This window comes from Paraburkholderia sp. C35 (assembly GCF_003121405.1).
Classification (GTDB): Bacteria; Pseudomonadota; Gammaproteobacteria; order Burkholderiales; family Burkholderiaceae; genus Paraburkholderia.
The window spans coordinates 56586-73987 of the sequence record NZ_QBUY01000012.1; the positions used below are offsets into that span (position 1 = coordinate 56586).

Here is a 17402-nt window from a genome sequence, read left to right on the forward strand (position 1 = left end):
GTCTGTCGTTGTCGTGTCGGCCGTGCTGGTGGCCGCGTTGTTTGCCGTGTTATTTGCCCTGCGGTATGCGTCTTGCGGACCGCCGCATCAGAAAGCACTTATGACGTTTGCCGGGAGCCTCGCCGCGCGACGGCTGTCATAATGCACAACTCTGGATGCACCGCAGTTCACAGGATGACGGTTCCGCGCGGTTGCATGCCGTTCTGGGCCATGCCGCTGCGCAGATTGTCGTGCACCCTCGTGCATGTTGTGTTGTGTGACGGTTTATACCCGAAAAGCCGAGATTATCCCCAAAACGCCATGTTTGAAGAAACCCGCGCCAATGTTCCCCTCGCCGAGCGCCTGCGGCCCCGCACCATCGACGAAGTCATCGGGCAGAAGCATCTGCTGGGCCCGAACAAGCCGTTGCGTGACGCGTTCGAATCGGGTGAAGCGCATTCGATGATTCTCTGGGGGCCGCCCGGCGTCGGCAAGACCACGCTCGCGCGGCTGATGGCCGACGCGTTCCACGCGCAGTTCATCGCGGTGTCGGCGGTGCTGTCGGGCGTGAAGGACATCCGCGAGGCCGTCGAAACGGCGCAGATCCATCGCGCGAACGGCCACCAGACACTCGTGTTCGTCGACGAGGTGCATCGCTTCAACAAGAGCCAGCAGGACGCGTTCTTGCCGCACGTCGAGTCCGGGTTGTTCGTGTTCGTCGGCGCGACGACGGAAACCCCGTCGTTCGAGGTGAATAGCGCCTTGCTGTCGCGAGCGGCCGTGTATGTGCTCAAAAGCCTCGATTCGGACGAGCAGACAGAGTTGCTGGAACGTGCGTGCGCGGAACTCGGCGGCCTCACATTCACGGACGAAGCACGCGACGCGCTGATCGGTTCCGCCGACGGCGACGGCCGCAAGCTGCTGAACAATCTGGAGATCGTCGCGCGCGCGGCGGCCCAGCAGAAGAAGACGGAGATCGACGGCGAACTGCTCGCGAGCGCGCTCTCTGAAAACCTGCGGCGCTTCGACAAGGGCGGCGATGCGTTCTACGACCAGATCAGTGCGTTGCACAAGTCCGTGCGCGGCAGCAATCCGGACGGCGCACTGTACTGGTTCTGCCGGATGCTCGACGGCGGCGCCGACGCGCGCTATCTGTCGCGGCGCCTCGTGCGCATGGCATGGGAGGACATTGGTCTCGCCGACCCGCGCGCCGCGCGCATCGCGCTCGACGCCGCCGAAACCTACGAGCGCCTCGGCACGCCCGAAGGCGAGCTGGCGCTGGCGCAGGCGGTGATCTATCTGGCCGTCGCACCCAAGTCAAATGCGGGCTACAACGCGTACAACGCGGCGCGTGCGTTTGTCGGCAAGGACCAGTCGCGTGCCGTGCCGATCCATCTGCGCAACGCGCCGACCAAGCTGATGAAGGAACTCGGCTACGGCCACGAGTACCGCTATGCGCACGATGAGCCCGACGCGTACGCGGCGGGCGAAACCTATCTGCCCGACGGCATGCGCGATCCGCGCTGGTATCAGCCGACGCCGCGCGGCCTCGAAGGCAAGATCGGCGAGAAGCTGTCGCGTCTGGCCGAACTCGACGCACACTGGCGTAGCGAGAACCGCAAGAAAAGCTGAGGCGCGCGTTGCGCCTGAACCGAGAATGCCGCCGGACAGCCGCGCCGGTGCGCTAAAATCGCCCATTCATACAACGAACTGTCGTCCCGACCCATGCTTGACATCCAGCTGCTGCGCAAAGACATCGACGGCGTCGCCAAGCGCCTCGCCGATCGCGGCTATACGTTCGACGTCGCGGCTTTCTCCGCGCTCGAAGCCGAACGCCGTGCCATCCAGACCCGTACCGAAGAGCTGCAGGCCAAACGCAACAGTCTGTCGAAGCAGATCGGCGCGATGAAAGGGCGGGGCGAGGACACGTCGGCGGTGATGGCCGAGGTGGGCGGTCTCGGCGACGAGATGAAGGCGTCGGCGCTGCAGCTCGAAGAAATCCAGAAGGGTTTGTCGGATCTGCTGCTCGGCGTGCCGAACCTGCCGCACGACAGCGTGCCCGTCGGCCGTGATGAGGCGGACAACGTCGAAGTGCGCCGTTGGGGCACGCCGCGCCAGTTCGATTTCGAGGTGAAGGATCACGTCGATGTCGGCACGCCGCTCGGTCTCGACTTCGAAACGGGCGCGAAGCTGTCGGGCGCGCGTTTCACGATGCTGCGTGGCCAGATCGCGCGTCTGCACCGTGCGCTCGCGCAATTCATGATCGACACGCACACGCAGCAACACGGCTATACCGAAATCTATACGCCGTACATCGTCAATCCTGAAATCCTGTTCGGTACGGGCCAGTTGCCCAAGTTCGCCGACGACATGTTCCGTGTCGAAAAGGGCGGTGGCGAAAACACGGTGACGCAGTATCTGATCTCGACGTCGGAGATCTCGCTGACGAACACGGTGCGCGACAGCATCGTCGATGCGAATGAACTGCCTATCAGGCTGACGGCGCACTCGCCGTGCTTCCGTTCGGAAGCCGGTTCGTATGGCCGCGATACGCGCGGCATGATCCGCCAGCATCAGTTCGACAAGGTCGAGATGGTGCAGATCGTTGCGCCCGAAACGTCGTATGACGCGCTCGAGCAGATGGTCACGCACGCGGAAACGATCCTGCAGAAGCTTGAGTTGCCGTATCGCGTCATCACGCTGTGCACGGGCGACATGGGCTTTTCCGCGACGAAAACCTATGACCTCGAAGTGTGGCTGCCTGCGCAGAACACCTATCGCGAAATCTCCAGCTGCTCGAACACGGAGTCGTTCCAGGCTCGCCGGATGCAAGCACGCTTCCGCAACGCGCAAGGCAAGCCGGAACTCGTGCATACGCTCAACGGTTCGGGGCTCGCAGTGGGCCGTACGCTCGTCGCGGTGCTGGAGAACTTCCAGAACGCGGATGGCTCGGTGACGGTGCCTGCCGCGCTGCGTCCGTATCTGGGTGGCGTCGAACGCCTGGAACTGAAGGCGTCTGCCTGAGCCCGGAAGGCAGTTCGGATCGGTCCAGGTCCTTTTTCAAGTTTCTGCGAAAAAGGGCTTGGAATCCGAAAACAGGTGTTCTATAATCTTTGTCTCACGCAAGCAGCGACCCGCTTAGTGTGGCACGACAAGACCACTCGTTGGTAAGTCAAAGAATCTGGAAAGGTGGCAGAGTGGTCGAATGCGCCGGACTCGAAATCCGGTGTACAGTTATGCTGTACCGTGGGTTCGAATCCCACCCTTTCCGCCAGATGCAAAGCGAAACAGACCCTTCGGGGTCTGTTTTCGCTTGTGCGGCGATTTTATGCATTGCCAGGCATCTGACTTCGCCGCGGGTTACTGTCGGGCTTCGCAAATTACAACGCGACTGCGCCGCGCGCCCCACTTTCTCCTCTCCTCGAATCCCTCAAATCTGCGCTTTGCGCAAGCGCATGTTCGTTTGCACATCCGTGCGCGACCCGGCAGGGCGGGCAATGGGCGCATCCGTTGTATGCGCCCGCACAATCGATTGGTACATTCGTTGCATGACGGAAGGCGTCTGCCAACCACAATTGGAGTCCACGATGACGAACCCCAATCGCGAGGAAAGCACGCTGCCCGAAGATCCGGCCGAAATCCCGCCGACTGAGTTGAACAAGCCCATCGGCGATGCGATCCCGACGCCTGTCGAGCCGGGCCTCGATCAGCCGTTGCCCGAGAAACCCAAGACGGACGACGCAAACACCGCCGAGCCGATAGGCGACGACGATCCGCCTCCGGGCGTGCCCGCGCCGGGCCCATCCGATTTCGCGTGACTTCGCGCGTCCAAACGTTCGCGCGGCCAACGCTTAACCACGCATCGGGATCCAGTGGATCCCTTCCTTCAGGCCTCTCCTACGCGCTGTCCGAAACGATAGAAGAATCGCATCAACGTTTCGGGCCGCGCATCAAATACTCCGCTAAAAGCTGCCAGTCACCAATGCGTGCCTGATGCGCATTCCCCCGGTGGGAAATGGCATCCACCTTCACATTGCCGCCAATGGGCCGGACTCAGCCTTTACTAAGCCCTGCTTTATGCATACGATGAAGTTGCACTTTTTTCCTCCTGATTCGATGCGGGTAAGTAAAAAATCGACTGCAATTATTCACAAAAAGATAAACAGAAATATTCGTAGTCCATATGAAGATTCGACCTGTCGGTATTAGGCACTTCCATCATTCAAGTCAATCATTGCAGGGCATTGAACTCGTCGACAGACGAGAAGCTTCACGGCAAGACGTTGTCACGGTTCCATGCGTCAAGACAAAGGCGTCGCGCGCCCGATTCCCGCGCCGTCGTCCGGTTGCGTTGCTAACAACAACGAAGGCGTGCGCAGATCGTCACGGCACTTCGCGTGCGGACGCCTTGAGGAACGGTGAGTCATGCACATCGCTATATCTGCTTTGACAGTCGCGGTGGCTGCAATCGTAGTCTGGTGGTCGCTGCATCCACGGCGCATTGCGCCGGAACGCACGGGGGAATCTGCGTCCGTCCGTCATGTCACGCCAGTCTGGCCGCCGCGCCATCGCGTAGCCAGCGCTGCCGCGCGCGAGGCGGGCTTGCGAGGCACTGGTGGCTTCCTGGCGTTTGCGCGCCGTCGTATGGACACGACCGACGAACTGGCCGACGTCTTCGAATGTTTGCCCGTCGCCTCTGTCGTGTTCGATGAGCATGGCGTGATCGTGCTTGCGAATGCGCAGGCCGAGCGTCTGCTCGACTACAGGCGCGGAGCGCTGGCGGGTGCATGTCTGGGTCTGGTCGCGCCGGGGCTGTCGCACGAACAGCATCGCGCGGGCGCCTCGCAGGCGAGCCGCCAGGCCTCTACGCGCACGCGCAGTCTGCGCGCGCGCCGCCGCGACGGCAGCGAGTTTCCTGTCGAGATCGCGACCAGCGCGATCCGCCACGAAGGGCGCACGGCAACTGTCGCGTTCATCACCGACATGACCGAGCGCTTCGAGCTGGAGCGCAATCGTCGGGAGTTGGCGCATCTCACGCGTGTGTCGACGATGGGCGAGCTCGCCGCATCGCTCGCGCATGAGCTGAACCAGCCGCTGACGGCCATTCTCAGCAACGGCCAGGCCGCACAGCGTTTCATGGATCAGCAGCCGATCGATCTCGCCGAAGTGCGCGACATCCTGAAAGACATCGTCGACGACAGCGGCCGTGCAAGCGAAGTGATCCGCCGTATGCGCGCCTTCGTGAAGAAGGAAGAGCAGCAGCAACTGACGACTGTCGATGTCGGTGGCTTGCTGCGCGACGTCACGCTACTCGTGCATGCCGATGCCGTCGCGCGCGGCATTAACGTGTCGCATGTGATCGACGACGGTTTGCCGTCCGTGCGCGGCGACAAGGTGCAACTGCAACAGGTGCTGCTCAATCTGCTGCTCAACGCTTTCGATGCCGTCGGTGAGCGCGCCGCAGCCGATCGTTCGGTGGCGCTGTTCGCGCAACCAGGCCGCGATGGCATGGTGCGGATCACGGTGCGTGACCGCGGGCATGGCCTGACGCCCGACAAACTGGAATGCATCTTCAAGCCCTTCGTCTCGTCGAAGCCGCAAGGACTCGGTCTCGGCCTGTCGATCAGCCGCTCGATCGTGCAGATGCACGGTGGCCGTCTGTGGGCCGAGAACAATCCGGATGGCGGCATGACCTTCCATGTCGAATTGCACGCATCGCGAGATGTCTGCCATGCGGGCGTGGCGCAGGCGGCCACATGAGCGTCATGAGTGACATGGCGGCCCTCGTCTACGTCGTCGATGACGACCCGTCAGTGCGCCGCGCGCTGACGCGGCTGATCAGGTCGGCGGGCCATGAAGTCGAGGCCTACGGTTCGGCATGCGAATTTCTCGAGCATGCGTGTGCCGGGCGTGGACCCGCTTGCGTCGTACTCGACGTGCAGTTGCCCGATCTGAGCGGACTCGAATTACAGCGCCGCCTCGATGCCCGCCTGCCCATCGTTTTTCTGACGGGGCACGGCGATATCGCGATGACGGTCGGCGCAATCAAGGCCGGCGCGAGCGATTTCCTCACCAAGCCCGTCAGCGACAGCGACCTGTTGCACGCGATCGATCAGGCGCTCGCGCGTTCCGTCGAAGTGTCGAAGTCGCTGCACGAACTGGAAGAATTGCGCAGCCGTGTCGACCGTCTGACGGTGCGCGAGCGTGAAGTAATGAACCTCGTCGTGCTGGGACGGCTGAACAAGCAGGTCGCGTGCGAGCTCGGCACGGTCGAGAAGACGGTCAAGGCACATCGCGCGCGCGTGATGCAGAAAATGGAAGTGAGTTCGCTGGCGGAACTGGTGCGCATCGCCGACAAGGTGGCCGTCGCAGCCGTCAACCACCAGGCCGCCGTGCCGCTTCCAGCGGTTTCATCCGTTGTTCCGCCTGGCGTTGCCGCCGGACGGATACGAGACCAAGGTCCAATACCCCCGACGCCCACAGTTTCATAGTCTATTGCTGAGACGCCCACGCACCATGCGTGGACGCAGCGGCTCAACAGGCTAATCAGAATGGGCACAGATAAACCCTTCGTCGTCGTGGTCGACGACGATGCGTCGGTGGGCAGGGCGATCAGGCGTCTGCTGCGTTCCGTCGGGATCGCGGCAGATACCTACACGAGCGGCGACGAGTTTCTCGACGTGTTGTCGGCGACGCCTTCGTATCGTCCCGACTGCGCGATCCTCGACGTGCAGATGCCCGGCTTCAACGGCATCGAGGTCCAGCACCGCCTGGCCGGCAGCGCCGTGCCCATCATTTTCATCACCGCACACGACGACCCGGGCGTGCGCGATACCGCACTCGCGGCGGGCGCAAAGGCGTATCTGCGCAAGCCGTTTAACGATGTGCTTTTCATCAGGACAGTGTGCGCGGTACTCGGCATTGCTGCGCCGCTATGACGCGGCGGCTCCCTCTTGCACGCAGGAAAAGAGCGCGGACGCGTGCCCGGTGTTGCGCAAGATCATTGTTGTCGGCGGGGTATTGGACCAAGGTCCAATTGTTTTCGACTTGCCCCGATTCCACACTGGATCACATCGGACTCGCCGGGCCAACTGGCGCGCATCTGGAATTGTCCGCCGCGCGATGCGCGCGCACTGAGCACGACGGACGCAACTATCGCTTGGGGAGCTTCACCATGAGACGTACCTTTCGAAACACGCCGATCCTCGCCGTGATGCTGACGATGGCAGGCGTGGCAGTGGCGCAGCAGCCAATTTTCTATCCCGCCAAAGGGCAGAGCCAGCAGAAGCAGTCCAGCGACACCGCTCAGTGCCACAGCTGGGCGACGCAGAACACGGGTATCAATCCCGCCGTGCTGGCGCAGAACGCGGCCAATCAACCGCCGCCGCCTGGTCCGCAGGGGCAGCGGCTGGGCGGCGCGGCACGTGGCGCTGCAGGCGGCGCCGCGATCGGCGCGATCGCCGGCGATGCCGGCAAGGGTGCGGCGGCGGGCGCTATCGCGGGCACGATGGCGGGCGGCGCGCGGCAACGCCGTCAGGCGGCCGCGGCCGAACAGCAACAGCAGGCGACACAGCAGCAGACCTCGCAGCAGATGGCCACGTGGAACCGCGCGGTTGCCGCCTGCATGACAGGACGCGGCTACACGGCGCAATGACATGGCGATCGAAGGGAGTCGCGCAATGAATGGTCGATCGTACGCAGGCATGAACGGGAAGCAGGCAGCCGCTGCGCTGCATGTGGGCGGCGCGGCGGCGCGCGCGAAGGCTGCGTTGCGTTGGCCGCTGGCCGCGATGCTGGTGTCCGTCCTGTCGCTCACCGCCTGTAAGAAAGCCCCCACGGAAACCCCACGTCCTACCGTCGAGGTGACGGTGGTCACCGTCGCGCAGAAGGAAACGCCTGTCGATTTCGAATTTACCGCGCAGACGCAAAGCTCGCGCGAAGTGGAAATCCGCGCGCGCGTCGATGGCTTCCTGGAGCGGCGCATGTACACGGAAGGCTCGCTGGTCAAGGAGAACCAGATCCTTTTCGTGATGGATAAAAAGCCCTTCGAAGCCGCGCTGCAATCGGCCCGCGGCGCGCTTGCGCAGCAGCAGGCCCGCCTGCTCGTCACGAAGCAGAACCTCGCCCGCGTGATTCCGCTGGCCGCACAGAACGCGCTGAGCAAGAAAGATCTCGACGACGCCACCGGCAATGAGAAACAGGCCGAAGCGGCCGTGATCGCCGCCCAGGGCGAGGTGCGCACGGCCGAACTGAACCTGAGCTACTGCACGATCCGCTCGCCGCTCAAGGGTCTGTCGAGCTTCGCGCGCGTGCAGGACGGCAGCTACGTGACGCCGAACCAGTCGGGATTGCTGACCTATGTGTACCAGCTCGATCCGATGTGGGTGAACTTCAGCATCTCGGAGAACGAACTGCTGCGCTACCGTGACCAGATCGCCAAAGGCTTGCTGCGCTTTCCGGCTGACAACAAGTTCGACGTGACGGTGATCCAGGCCGACGGCTCGGTCTTTCCGCAGCAGGGCCGCATCGACTTCACCAACCCCGCGTTCAGCCAGGAAACGGGCACCTTCCTCGTGCGGGCGAGTTTCGCCAATCCGCAGGGCACGCTTAAGCCGGGGCAGTTCGTGCGCGCGAAAGTGTCGGGAGCGGTGCGCCCGAACGCGATTCTCGTGCCGCAGCGCGCGGTGCTGCAGGGCGCGAAGAGTCACTTCGTGTGGGTGCTCGATCAGGACTCGAAGCCGCATCAGCGCGTGATCGAGGTCGGCGACTGGCACGGCGACGACTGGTTCGTCAACGACGGCCTGAAGCCGGGCGAGCGCGTGGTGGTCGATGGAGCGATACGAGTGTCGTCGGACGCGCAGATCAAGGTGGTGAGTGCGCCGCCCGCCTCGGGCGCGCCTGGGGCGCCCGCTTCGGCACCTGCGCCCGCGAGTGCGGGGGCGGCATCGGCACCCGCTGCGACGCTGGCGCAGGGCGCCACGCCTGCACCCGCGCCAGCAGCGGCGGGCCGCAGTGCGACACAAACCGCCAGTCAGTGACATGACCCGATGACGACGACCGCCCTCGGGCGCACACCGATCCAATGAACATCTCCCACTTCTGCATCGACCGTCCGATCTTCGCGTCGGTCATCTCGATTGTGATCACGCTGGGCGGCGCGCTGTGCATGTTCGCGCTGCCCACGGCACAGTATCCCGACATCACGCCGCCGCAGATCACGATCTCCGCGACCTACCCGGGCGCGAGCGCCGATGTCGTCGCCAACAACGTCGCCGCGCCGATCGAGCAGCAGGTCAACGGCGCCGACAACATGATCTACATGAGCTCGTCCAGCTCCTCGACGGGCAACCTGACCATCAACGCGTACTTCCAGATCGGCACGAACCCCGAACTCGCGCAGGTCGACGTGCAGAACCGCGTGAATCTCGCGCTGCCGCAACTGCCGCAATCGGTGACGAACCAGGGCGTGCAGGTCCAGAAGAAGTCGCAGGCGTTCATGATGGTGATCGCGATCTACTCGCCCTCCGAACGCTATGACGCCACCTACATCGCCAACTACGCGAACGTCTACGTGCTCGATGCGTTAAAACGCGTCCCGGGCGCCAACCAGTCGAGCATCTTCGGCACGCCCGACTACGCGATGCGTATCTGGCTGCGCCCCGACCGCATGGCGCAGCTAGGCATCACCGCCGCCGACGTGCAGCGGGCAGTGGCGAACCAGAACCAGCAGTTCGCCGTCGGGCGATTAGGACAGTCGCCAACGGGCAGTCCCGTCGAGCAGTCGTTCGCTGTCACCACGACAGGCCGGCTCACCGAGCCGTCCGAGTTCGAGAACATCATCATCCGTGCACAGAACGGCAGTGCGGCCATCGTGCGGCTGAAGGATATTGGCCGTGCCGAACTGGGCCAGAAAGATTATTCGATACGCAGCCGCTTCCAGGGCAAGCCTGCCACCGTGCTGGCCGTCTATCAGCAGCCGGGCGCGAACGCGCTCGATGTGTCGAAACAGGTGCGCGCCACGCTCGCCGAGATGAAGAAGACGTTCCCCGAAGGCATCGACTACGAAATCGCGATGGACACCACAGAGTTCACGCGCGCGTCGATCACGGACGTGGTGCACACGTTCTTCGAGGCCGTCGTGCTGGTGGTGATCGTCGTGTTCGTGTTCCTGCAGAGCCTGCGTGCCACGCTGATTCCCGTGCTGGCCGTGCCCGTGTCGATTGTCGGCACGTTCATGGGGATGGCGGCGCTCGGCTTCTCGATCAACATGCTCACGCTGTTCGGCATGGTGCTCGCAATCGGGATCGTGGTCGACGATGCCATCGTCGTGATCGAGAACGTCGAACGCAACATGACGGTGCACAAACTCGATCCGAAGACGGCCGCCAAGCAGGCGATGGATGAAGTGGCCGGCCCGGTGGTGGCCATCGTGCTGGTGCTGTGCGCGGTGTTCGTGCCCGTGGCGTTTCTCGGCGGCATCACCGGGCAGATGTACAAGCAGTTCGCCATTACGATTGCGATTTCCGTGGTGATCTCGGGCATCGTCGCGCTGACGCTCTCGCCCGCGCTCGCGGCGCTGCTGCTCAAGCCGGGGCATCACGAGAAGAAGGGCTTTTTCCGCTGGTTCGACAACCAGTTCGCGCGCATGACGGCGGGTTATACGCGTGCCGTGCGGCTGATCATCAAGCGGTTCGTGATTGCGCTGCTGCTGTTCGTCGGCATGATCGTGCTGGCCGTGATCATGATGCGTGACATTCCTTCGGCATTCCTGCCGCCTGAAGATCAGGGCTATCTGCTCGGCGCAGTGATCATGCCCGATGCGGCGTCGCTGGATCGCACGGGTGCGGTGTCGGATCGCGTTTCCGAGTACTTCATGAAGCAGCCCGCCGTGAGCAGTATCACGACAGTCGATGGCTTCAGCATTCTCGACAGCCAGAACAAGAACAATGCATCGACGTTTTTCGTGGGCTTCAAGAGTTTCGAGGAACGCTATACGTCGGCGAACATTCGCACGCAGAATGCGCGTGCCGTGCTCATCGATGCGTACAAGACACTCTCGCAGATCCGCGAGGGCATCGTCGTGCCGCTCAATCCGCCGTCGATTCCAGGTCTCGGCACCACGGGCGGCACCGAGATGTGGATCCAGAGCAAGGGCGATGCGACCATCGCGCAGTTCAACGCTGTCGTGCAGGATTTCGTGGCGAAGGCCAAGCAGCGGCCCGAACTCACGGGTGTCACGTCGACGTTCAACGCGAATTCGCAGCAACTGCTGGTCGACGTGGACCGCGACAAGGCCGAGACGCTGGGCGTGCCGGTGGAAGATGTCTACAGCGCGATGCAGACGATGTTCGGCTCGCTGTACGTGTCGCAGTTCAACCGGTCGAGCCGCCTGTGGCAGGTGATTCTGCAGGCCGAGCCGTCGTACCGGCTGAGGCCGGAGGATCTCACGCAGGTCTACGTGCGCAGCAAGACGGACAGCATGGTGCCGCTCAAGTCCGTGGTCACGTCGCGCTATGTGACGGGGCCAGACCTGATCACGCGCTTCAACAACTTCCCGGCGGTCAAGATCACGGCGAACGCGGCGCCCGGCTATGCGTCGGGCCAGGTGATCAGCGCGCTCGAAGATGTCGCGGCGCAGATGCCGTCGGAATACGGCATCGCGTGGAGCGGTGAAGCGTTCGAAGCGAAGCAGTCGGGCGGCACCTCGGGTCTGGTGTTCGTGTTCGGTCTGATCATGGTGTTCCTGATTCTCGCGGCACAGTACGAGAAGTGGAGCCTGCCGTTCGGCGTGCTGATGGCAGTGCCGTTCGCGCTGTTCGGCGCGCTGCTGGCCATCCTCTTGCGCGGGCTGAACAACGACGTGTACTTCCAGATCGGCCTGACGATGCTGGTCGCGCTCGCGGCGAAGAACGCGATCCTGATCTTCGAGTTCGCGGTGCTCAATCGCGAGGCGGGCAAGTCGGTGTTCGAGGCGACGATGACGGCGGCCGCGGAGCGGTTAAGGCCGATCGTGATGACGTCGCTGGCGTTCATTCTGGGTTGCGTGCCGTTGGCAATTGCGACGGGCGCATCGGCCAACAGCCGGCATTCGATCGGCACGGGTGTGATCGGCGGGATGCTGGGGGCGACGGCTATCGCCGTGTTCTTCATCCCGATGTTCTTCTATGTGCTGGAGACGCTGTCGGAACGTTCGGAGAAGAAGAAGGACAAGAAGGCGGGCGATGTGCCGCCTGCGGGGCCCTCTGCCGGGCCGGGTTCAGGAACCGCATCGGGTGGTTCCACGCCAGGTGCGCCGGAAGCGCCGCCGAAGGTGCCACCGTCGGCGGGTGGTCCAAAGGTGGGCGGTGGGCCGACCACCAACCCGTCCGCCCCGCGCGAGGGTGACTGACATGCGCCGCGCTCTCGTTCTCTGCGTGCCGTGCGTCATTGCCCTGAGCGGCTGCCTGCTCGGCCCGAACTATTCGCGCCCGCCGCTCGACGTGCCCGCGACGTACCGCTTCCCCGACAACTACGCCACCGACATCGCCAATACCGAATGGTGGAAGCAGTTCAACGATCCCGTGCTCGACGATCTGATCACCGCGGCGCTCGCGAACAACAACGATGTGAAGGTCGCCGCCGCGCGCGTGGACCAGTTCCTCGGCCAGTTCGTCACCACGCGCGCCGCGTTGCTGCCGCAGGTCAACGGTGGCTTCGACGCGCAGCGCGAGCGCATCTCGACCTCGTCGTCGCCGTTGCTCGCGAACGTGCAGAACCCCGTGTTCAACACGTATCAGCTGGCGCTATCGGCGTCGTGGGACATCGATCTGTTCGGCCATAACCGGCGCCTGACGGAAGCGGCGCGCGCGAGCCTGCTGTCTACCGAGGAAGCAAAGCGCGGCACGATCCTGACGCTGGTGGCGTCGGTGGCGACGGCGTACATCAATCTGCGCAGCCTCGACCGGCAACTCGAAATCGCGACTGCGACAACAGCAAGCCGTGCCGAATCCGTGCACGTGTTCGAACTGCGCTTCAAGGGCGGCGAGGTCTCGCAGATGGAACTGGCGCAGAGCCAGTCCGAATACGAAGCCTCGCGTGCCGTGATCCCGCAGATCGAGGCGCAGATCGCGCAGCAGGAAGATGCGCTGTCGGTGCTGCTCGGGCGCAATCCGGGCGACATCTTGCGCGGGCACGCGCTGGCGGAACTGGCAGCGCCTGCCGTGCCAGCCGGTCTGCCATCCGATCTGCTCGAACGGCGTCCCGATCTGCGTCAGGCCGAGCAGGATCTGGTTGCGGCCAATGCGCAGATCGGTGCAGCGAAAGCGCTGTATTTCCCGCAGATTTCGATTACCGGATTGCTCGGCACACAGAGCGGACAGTTCTCGAAACTCTTCACGGGGCCGTCGAAGGTGTGGTCGTTTGCCGGCTCGGTGACGCAGCCGATCTTCGAAGGCGGCGCGATCGCCGGTCAGGTGAAACAGGCTGAAGCCGTGCAGCAGCAGGCGCTGTACTCGTACCGTAAGGCCATCCAGGTGGCGTTCCAGGAAGTGAACGATGCGCTGATCTCGTCACAAAAGCTGCGCGAGCAGTTCGACGTGCAGGGGCGTCAGGTGGAGGCGCTCGGGACGTACGCGCACCTTGCGCGACTGCGCTATGAAGGCGGCTATACGAGCTACATCGAAGTGCTCGATGCCGAGCGCAGCCTCTTCAACGCGCAACTGAGCCAGACGCAGACGCAGGCGGGGGTGCTGGTGTCGTATGTGAACCTGTACAAGGCGATGGGCGGCGGCTGGGTCGTGACAGCTGAAGGGCTGACGACGCAGGCGGCCCAGGCGCCTCAGCCAGGCGGCGAACCGACCGCTCCCCAGAGCGCGAAATGAGCGACACGGCTGCCGCCACCTATCTGGGTCACGCGGCGCGCGTGCGGGTGATCGCCTGCCACGAATGCGACCTGCTGCAGCGCGAGAGCGACGTGCCGGCCGAAGGCGTGCTGCGCTGCTGCCGCTGCCGCGCCACGCTGTACCGGCGTCACGCCGACAGCCTCGATCGCACGCTGGCTTATGCGCTCGCCGCATGCGTGCTGTGGGTCGTGTCGAATGCGTTTCCGATCGTCGGTCTGTCGGTGAACGGCGATCTGGTCGAAACGACTATGTTCGGCGCCGTGCGCGTGCTGTATCGCGACGGCATGTGGCCGCTCTCCGCACTGATCTTCATCACCACGATGCTGATGCCGGCGTGTCAGGCAGTGGGCCTCGTGTGGCTGCTGTTACCGTTGCGCCTCGGACGCACGCCGTTTCGTGCGGACGCCGTGTTTCGTGCGCTGCGCATCGCGCAGGAGTGGGGCATGACCGAGGTGCTGATTCTCGGCCTGCTGGTCGCGCTGGTGAAGCTCGCGCATATCGCCGCGGTGGTGACGGGGCCGGCGCTATGGTCGTTCGGCGCGCTGATGCTGACGCTTGCCGCCGCGGCGTCTGCCTTCGATACGCGCGACATGTGGGCGCGTCTCCAGGGCGTGCCCGATGCCGGCCCGGCGTTCGACGGCGACACGCCGTTCCCCGCCGCGACAGCGGCCGCGTGCGGCCTGTGCGTCTGCCACGACTGCGGGCTGCTGACGCGCGTCGCGCCCGCGCAGGCCCACGCAGAAAGCGACTACGCGAATCCGCATGCCGCCATGCACCTGCCGCCGCATCCCACGCATTGCCCACGCTGCGGCGCGCATCTGCATCTGCGCAAGCCCGATAGCCTCGCGCGCACGTGGGCCTATCTGATCGCGGCCGTGATTCTCTATATCCCCGCGAACCTGCTGCCCGTGATGGACACCAGTTCGCTGTTCGGCGCGCAGAAAGACACCATCATGAGCGGCGTCGTGTATCTGTGGACTTCCGGTTCGTGGCCGCTCGCGGTGCTGGTGTTCATCGCGAGTATCGCGGTGCCGATGCTGAAGATTCTCGCCATCGGCTTTCTGGCGACGTCGGCGAATCTCCGCTCGAACTGGCAGCCGGATCAGCGCGCGCGTATCTACCGGATCGTCGAGCTGGTCGGGCGCTGGTCGATGCTCGACATCTACGTGATCGCCGTGCTCACGGCACTCGTGCAATTCAACGCGCTCGCGACCGTGCGCGCCGGGCCTGCGTCGATTGCGTTCGGCGCAGTCGTGGTGCTGACGATGTTCGCCGCGCTGTCGTTCGATCCGCGCCTCACCTGGGATGCGAGGAAAACCGAATGAGCAGGCCGCCCGAGCTACCCGACGCCGTTGTCGTGCCGCGCAAACGCTGGCGCATCCAGTGGATCTGGCTGGTGCCCGTAGTGGCCGTGCTGGTCGGTCTCTGGCTCGCGGTGCAGGCGGTGCTGTCGCAAGGACCGACCATCACGATCAGCTTCAAGACGGGGGAAGGACTCGAAGCGGGCAAGACCAAGATCAAGTTCAAGGAAGTGGATATTGGCGTGGTGAAGAAGGTGCCGCTGTCGAACGATTACCGCAGTGTGATCGCGACGGCGGAACTCACGCGCGATGCCACCAACATGCTGGTCGACGACACGCGCTTCTGGGTCGAGCGGCCGCGCGTGGCGGGCGGCAACGTGTCGGGCATCGGCACGCTGCTGTCGGGCGCGTTCATCGGCATGGATATCGGCCGTGCGAAGCAGGAGCGGCGCGATTACACCGGACTCGAAACACCGCCTGTGTTCGCGAGCGACGTGCCGGGCCGCGAGTTCGTGCTGAAGGCGACCAATCTGGCGTCGCTCGATGTCGGCTCGCCTGTCTATTTCCGGCGTCTGCGCGTGGGCCAGGTGACGGCGTTCGAACTCGACAAGGATGGCGGCGGCATCACCATGCGCATCTTCGTGAACGCGCCCTACGACCGCTACGTGAAGAGCGATTCGCGCTTCTGGGAAGCGGGCGGGATCGACGTCGCGCTCGGCACCGACGGTGTGAAGATCAACACGCAGTCGCTGGTGTCGATCCTGATCGGCGGGCTGGCGTTCGAAACGCCGGCGGCGTCGCTGGCTGAGGACGAAGCGCAGCCGCGCACGCCGTTCACGCTGTTCGCGACGCGCGCCGACGCGATGAAGGTGCAGGACCGTATCGTCGATACCTACGTGCTCAATTTCACAGAATCGGTGCGCGGCCTGACAGTCGGTGCGCCCGTCGATTTTCGCGGCCTCGTGCTCGGCGAGGTGTCGGCGATCTCGACGCGCTTCGATCCCGTCACAAAACAGATCAGTATTCCCGTCGAGATCAAGTTCTATCCTGAACGCTTCACGTCGCGCTATGCGGACGGCAAGCAGGATAGCGGGCGCGTGCAACGCGATCCGAAGGCTGTCGCGGATTTCCTCGTATCGCGCGGTTTCCGCGCGCAGCTGAAGACAGGCAGCCTGCTGACGGGCCAGCTGTATGTGTCGTTCGACTTTTTCCCGAACGCGCCAAAAGCGACCATCGACTGGAGCCGCACGCCGGCCGAGCTGCCGACCGAGCCTAGCGGTCTGCAATCGCTGCAGGAGTCGCTCAACCGGATCGTCGCGCGGCTCGACAAGCTGCCGCTCGAACAGATCGGCAAGAACGCACAGCAGACGCTCGCCGATGCGGGCACTCTGTTGCAGAGCCTCAACACGCAGCTCGTGCCGCAGGCGAAGAGCACGCTGTCGGCAGCGCAGAGCACGCTCAACTCGGCCAACAGCGCGCTCGCGCCCGATTCGACGCTGCAGCAGGACACGAGCGATGCGATCCGCGAGCTGGCGCGCACGGCGGCATCGTTCCGCGCGCTCTCCGACTATCTGCAGCGCCATCCCGAGGCGCTGATCCGAGGCAAACAGGAGGACGGCAAGTGAAGCGATCCCTGCTCCCGCGCGCCGCATGCGTGTGCGTCGCTGCCGTGCTGGCCGGCTGCAGTTCGCCGCGCACGAACTTCTATACGTTGAACGCCGATTCGACGCTCCAGGCCGCGGGCGCGCCGGTCGCGGTGTCGGTCGTGGTCGGGCCGGTGACGGTGCCCGATCTCGTCGACCGGCCGCAACTGGTCACGCGCGTGTCGGGCAATGAAGTGAAGCTCAACGAGTTCGCGCGCTGGGGCGAGCCGCTCAAGAGCGGTGTCGCCGCTGTGATCGCCGCGGATCTCACGCGTCTGCTGGGTTCGCCGCGCGTGTCGGTGTCGTCGCAGACGGTGGCGGGCACGGACGCGTACCGCGTGCGTGTCGATATCGTGCAGTTCGAATCGATACCCGGCGAGGCGGTCGCCGTCGACGCGCTGTGGACCGTGCGCGTGGCGGGCCGCGCGGACTTGCTGACGGGCCGCTCGACGGTGCGCGAGCCGGTGCAGGGCGCCGACGATACCGCACTCGTCGCTGCGCACAGCCGGGCACTGGCAGCCGTGAGCCGCGACATCGCCGCGGCGATCCGGCGCACGCCGCCGGGCTGACGCACCGGGCCGAAGCAAGGACCACTGCAA

General features: G+C 64.3%; 13 protein-coding genes and 1 tRNA gene. All 14 read left to right on the plus strand.

The annotated features are described in order from the left end of the window. Positions 1-300: 300 nt before the first annotated feature. The 14 genes from DK391_RS10545 to DK391_RS10610 all read left to right on the plus strand — a co-directional run bounded on the left by DK391_RS10545 (position 301) and on the right by DK391_RS10610 (position 17372). Complete coding sequence (locus tag DK391_RS10545; protein ID WP_109477956.1) at positions 301-1611, plus strand: replication-associated recombination protein A; 1311 nt, start codon at positions 301-303, stop codon at positions 1609-1611. 93 nt (positions 1612-1704) lie between these two features. Next, complete coding sequence (gene serS / locus DK391_RS10550; RefSeq protein ID WP_109477957.1) at positions 1705-3003, plus strand: serine--tRNA ligase; 1299 nt, start codon at positions 1705-1707, stop codon at positions 3001-3003. Positions 3004-3162: 159 nt separating this feature from the next. Continuing rightward, positions 3163-3253 (plus strand) — tRNA-Ser (locus DK391_RS10555). A 313-nt stretch (positions 3254-3566) separates the two neighbouring features. After that, positions 3567-3797 (plus strand): hypothetical protein, encoded by a 231-nt coding sequence (locus tag DK391_RS10560; protein WP_109477958.1) that lies wholly within the window; start codon positions 3567-3569, stop codon positions 3795-3797. A 640-nt stretch (positions 3798-4437) separates the two neighbouring features. Next, complete coding sequence (locus tag DK391_RS10565) at positions 4438-5739, plus strand: PAS domain-containing sensor histidine kinase (RefSeq protein WP_239482787.1); 1302 nt, start codon at positions 4438-4440, stop codon at positions 5737-5739. A 5-nt stretch (positions 5740-5744) separates the two neighbouring features. After that, positions 5745-6470 (plus strand): response regulator, encoded by a 726-nt coding sequence (locus DK391_RS10570; protein WP_109478024.1) that lies wholly within the window; start codon positions 5745-5747, stop codon positions 6468-6470. 60 nt (positions 6471-6530) lie between these two features. After that, the gene (locus DK391_RS10575) at positions 6531-6917 is read left to right on the plus strand and encodes a response regulator (protein WP_109477960.1); all 387 of its coding nucleotides are present in this window, start codon (positions 6531-6533) and stop codon (positions 6915-6917) included. A 236-nt stretch (positions 6918-7153) separates the two neighbouring features. After that, positions 7154-7633, plus strand: a complete 480-nt coding sequence (locus tag DK391_RS10580; protein WP_109477961.1) for a glycine zipper family protein — start codon at positions 7154-7156, stop codon at positions 7631-7633. Between the two features lie 136 nt (positions 7634-7769). Next, complete coding sequence (locus DK391_RS10585; RefSeq protein WP_239482788.1) at positions 7770-9017, plus strand: efflux RND transporter periplasmic adaptor subunit; 1248 nt, start codon at positions 7770-7772, stop codon at positions 9015-9017. Positions 9018-9061: 44 nt separating this feature from the next. Further along, entirely contained in the window at positions 9062-12367 is a 3306-nt protein-coding gene (locus DK391_RS10590) for a multidrug efflux RND transporter permease subunit (RefSeq protein WP_109477962.1), read from the plus strand. Between the two features lies 1 nt (position 12368). Then, entirely contained in the window at positions 12369-13838 is a 1470-nt protein-coding gene (locus tag DK391_RS10595) for an efflux transporter outer membrane subunit (RefSeq protein ID WP_109477963.1), read from the plus strand. Then, complete coding sequence (locus DK391_RS10600; protein WP_109477964.1) at positions 13835-15184, plus strand: paraquat-inducible protein A; 1350 nt, start codon at positions 13835-13837, stop codon at positions 15182-15184. The genes DK391_RS10595 and DK391_RS10600 overlap by 4 nt, the downstream gene beginning before the upstream one ends. Beyond that, on the plus strand, positions 15181-16785 hold the full coding sequence (locus tag DK391_RS10605) for an MlaD family protein (RefSeq protein ID WP_109477965.1): 1605 nt from the start codon (positions 15181-15183) through the stop codon (positions 16783-16785). The genes DK391_RS10600 and DK391_RS10605 overlap by 4 nt, the downstream gene beginning before the upstream one ends. Continuing rightward, complete coding sequence (locus DK391_RS10610) at positions 16782-17372, plus strand: PqiC family protein (protein WP_109477966.1); 591 nt, start codon at positions 16782-16784, stop codon at positions 17370-17372. Before DK391_RS10605 ends, DK391_RS10610 begins: the two co-directional genes overlap by 4 nt. The last annotated feature ends 30 nt before the right edge of the window (positions 17373-17402 follow it).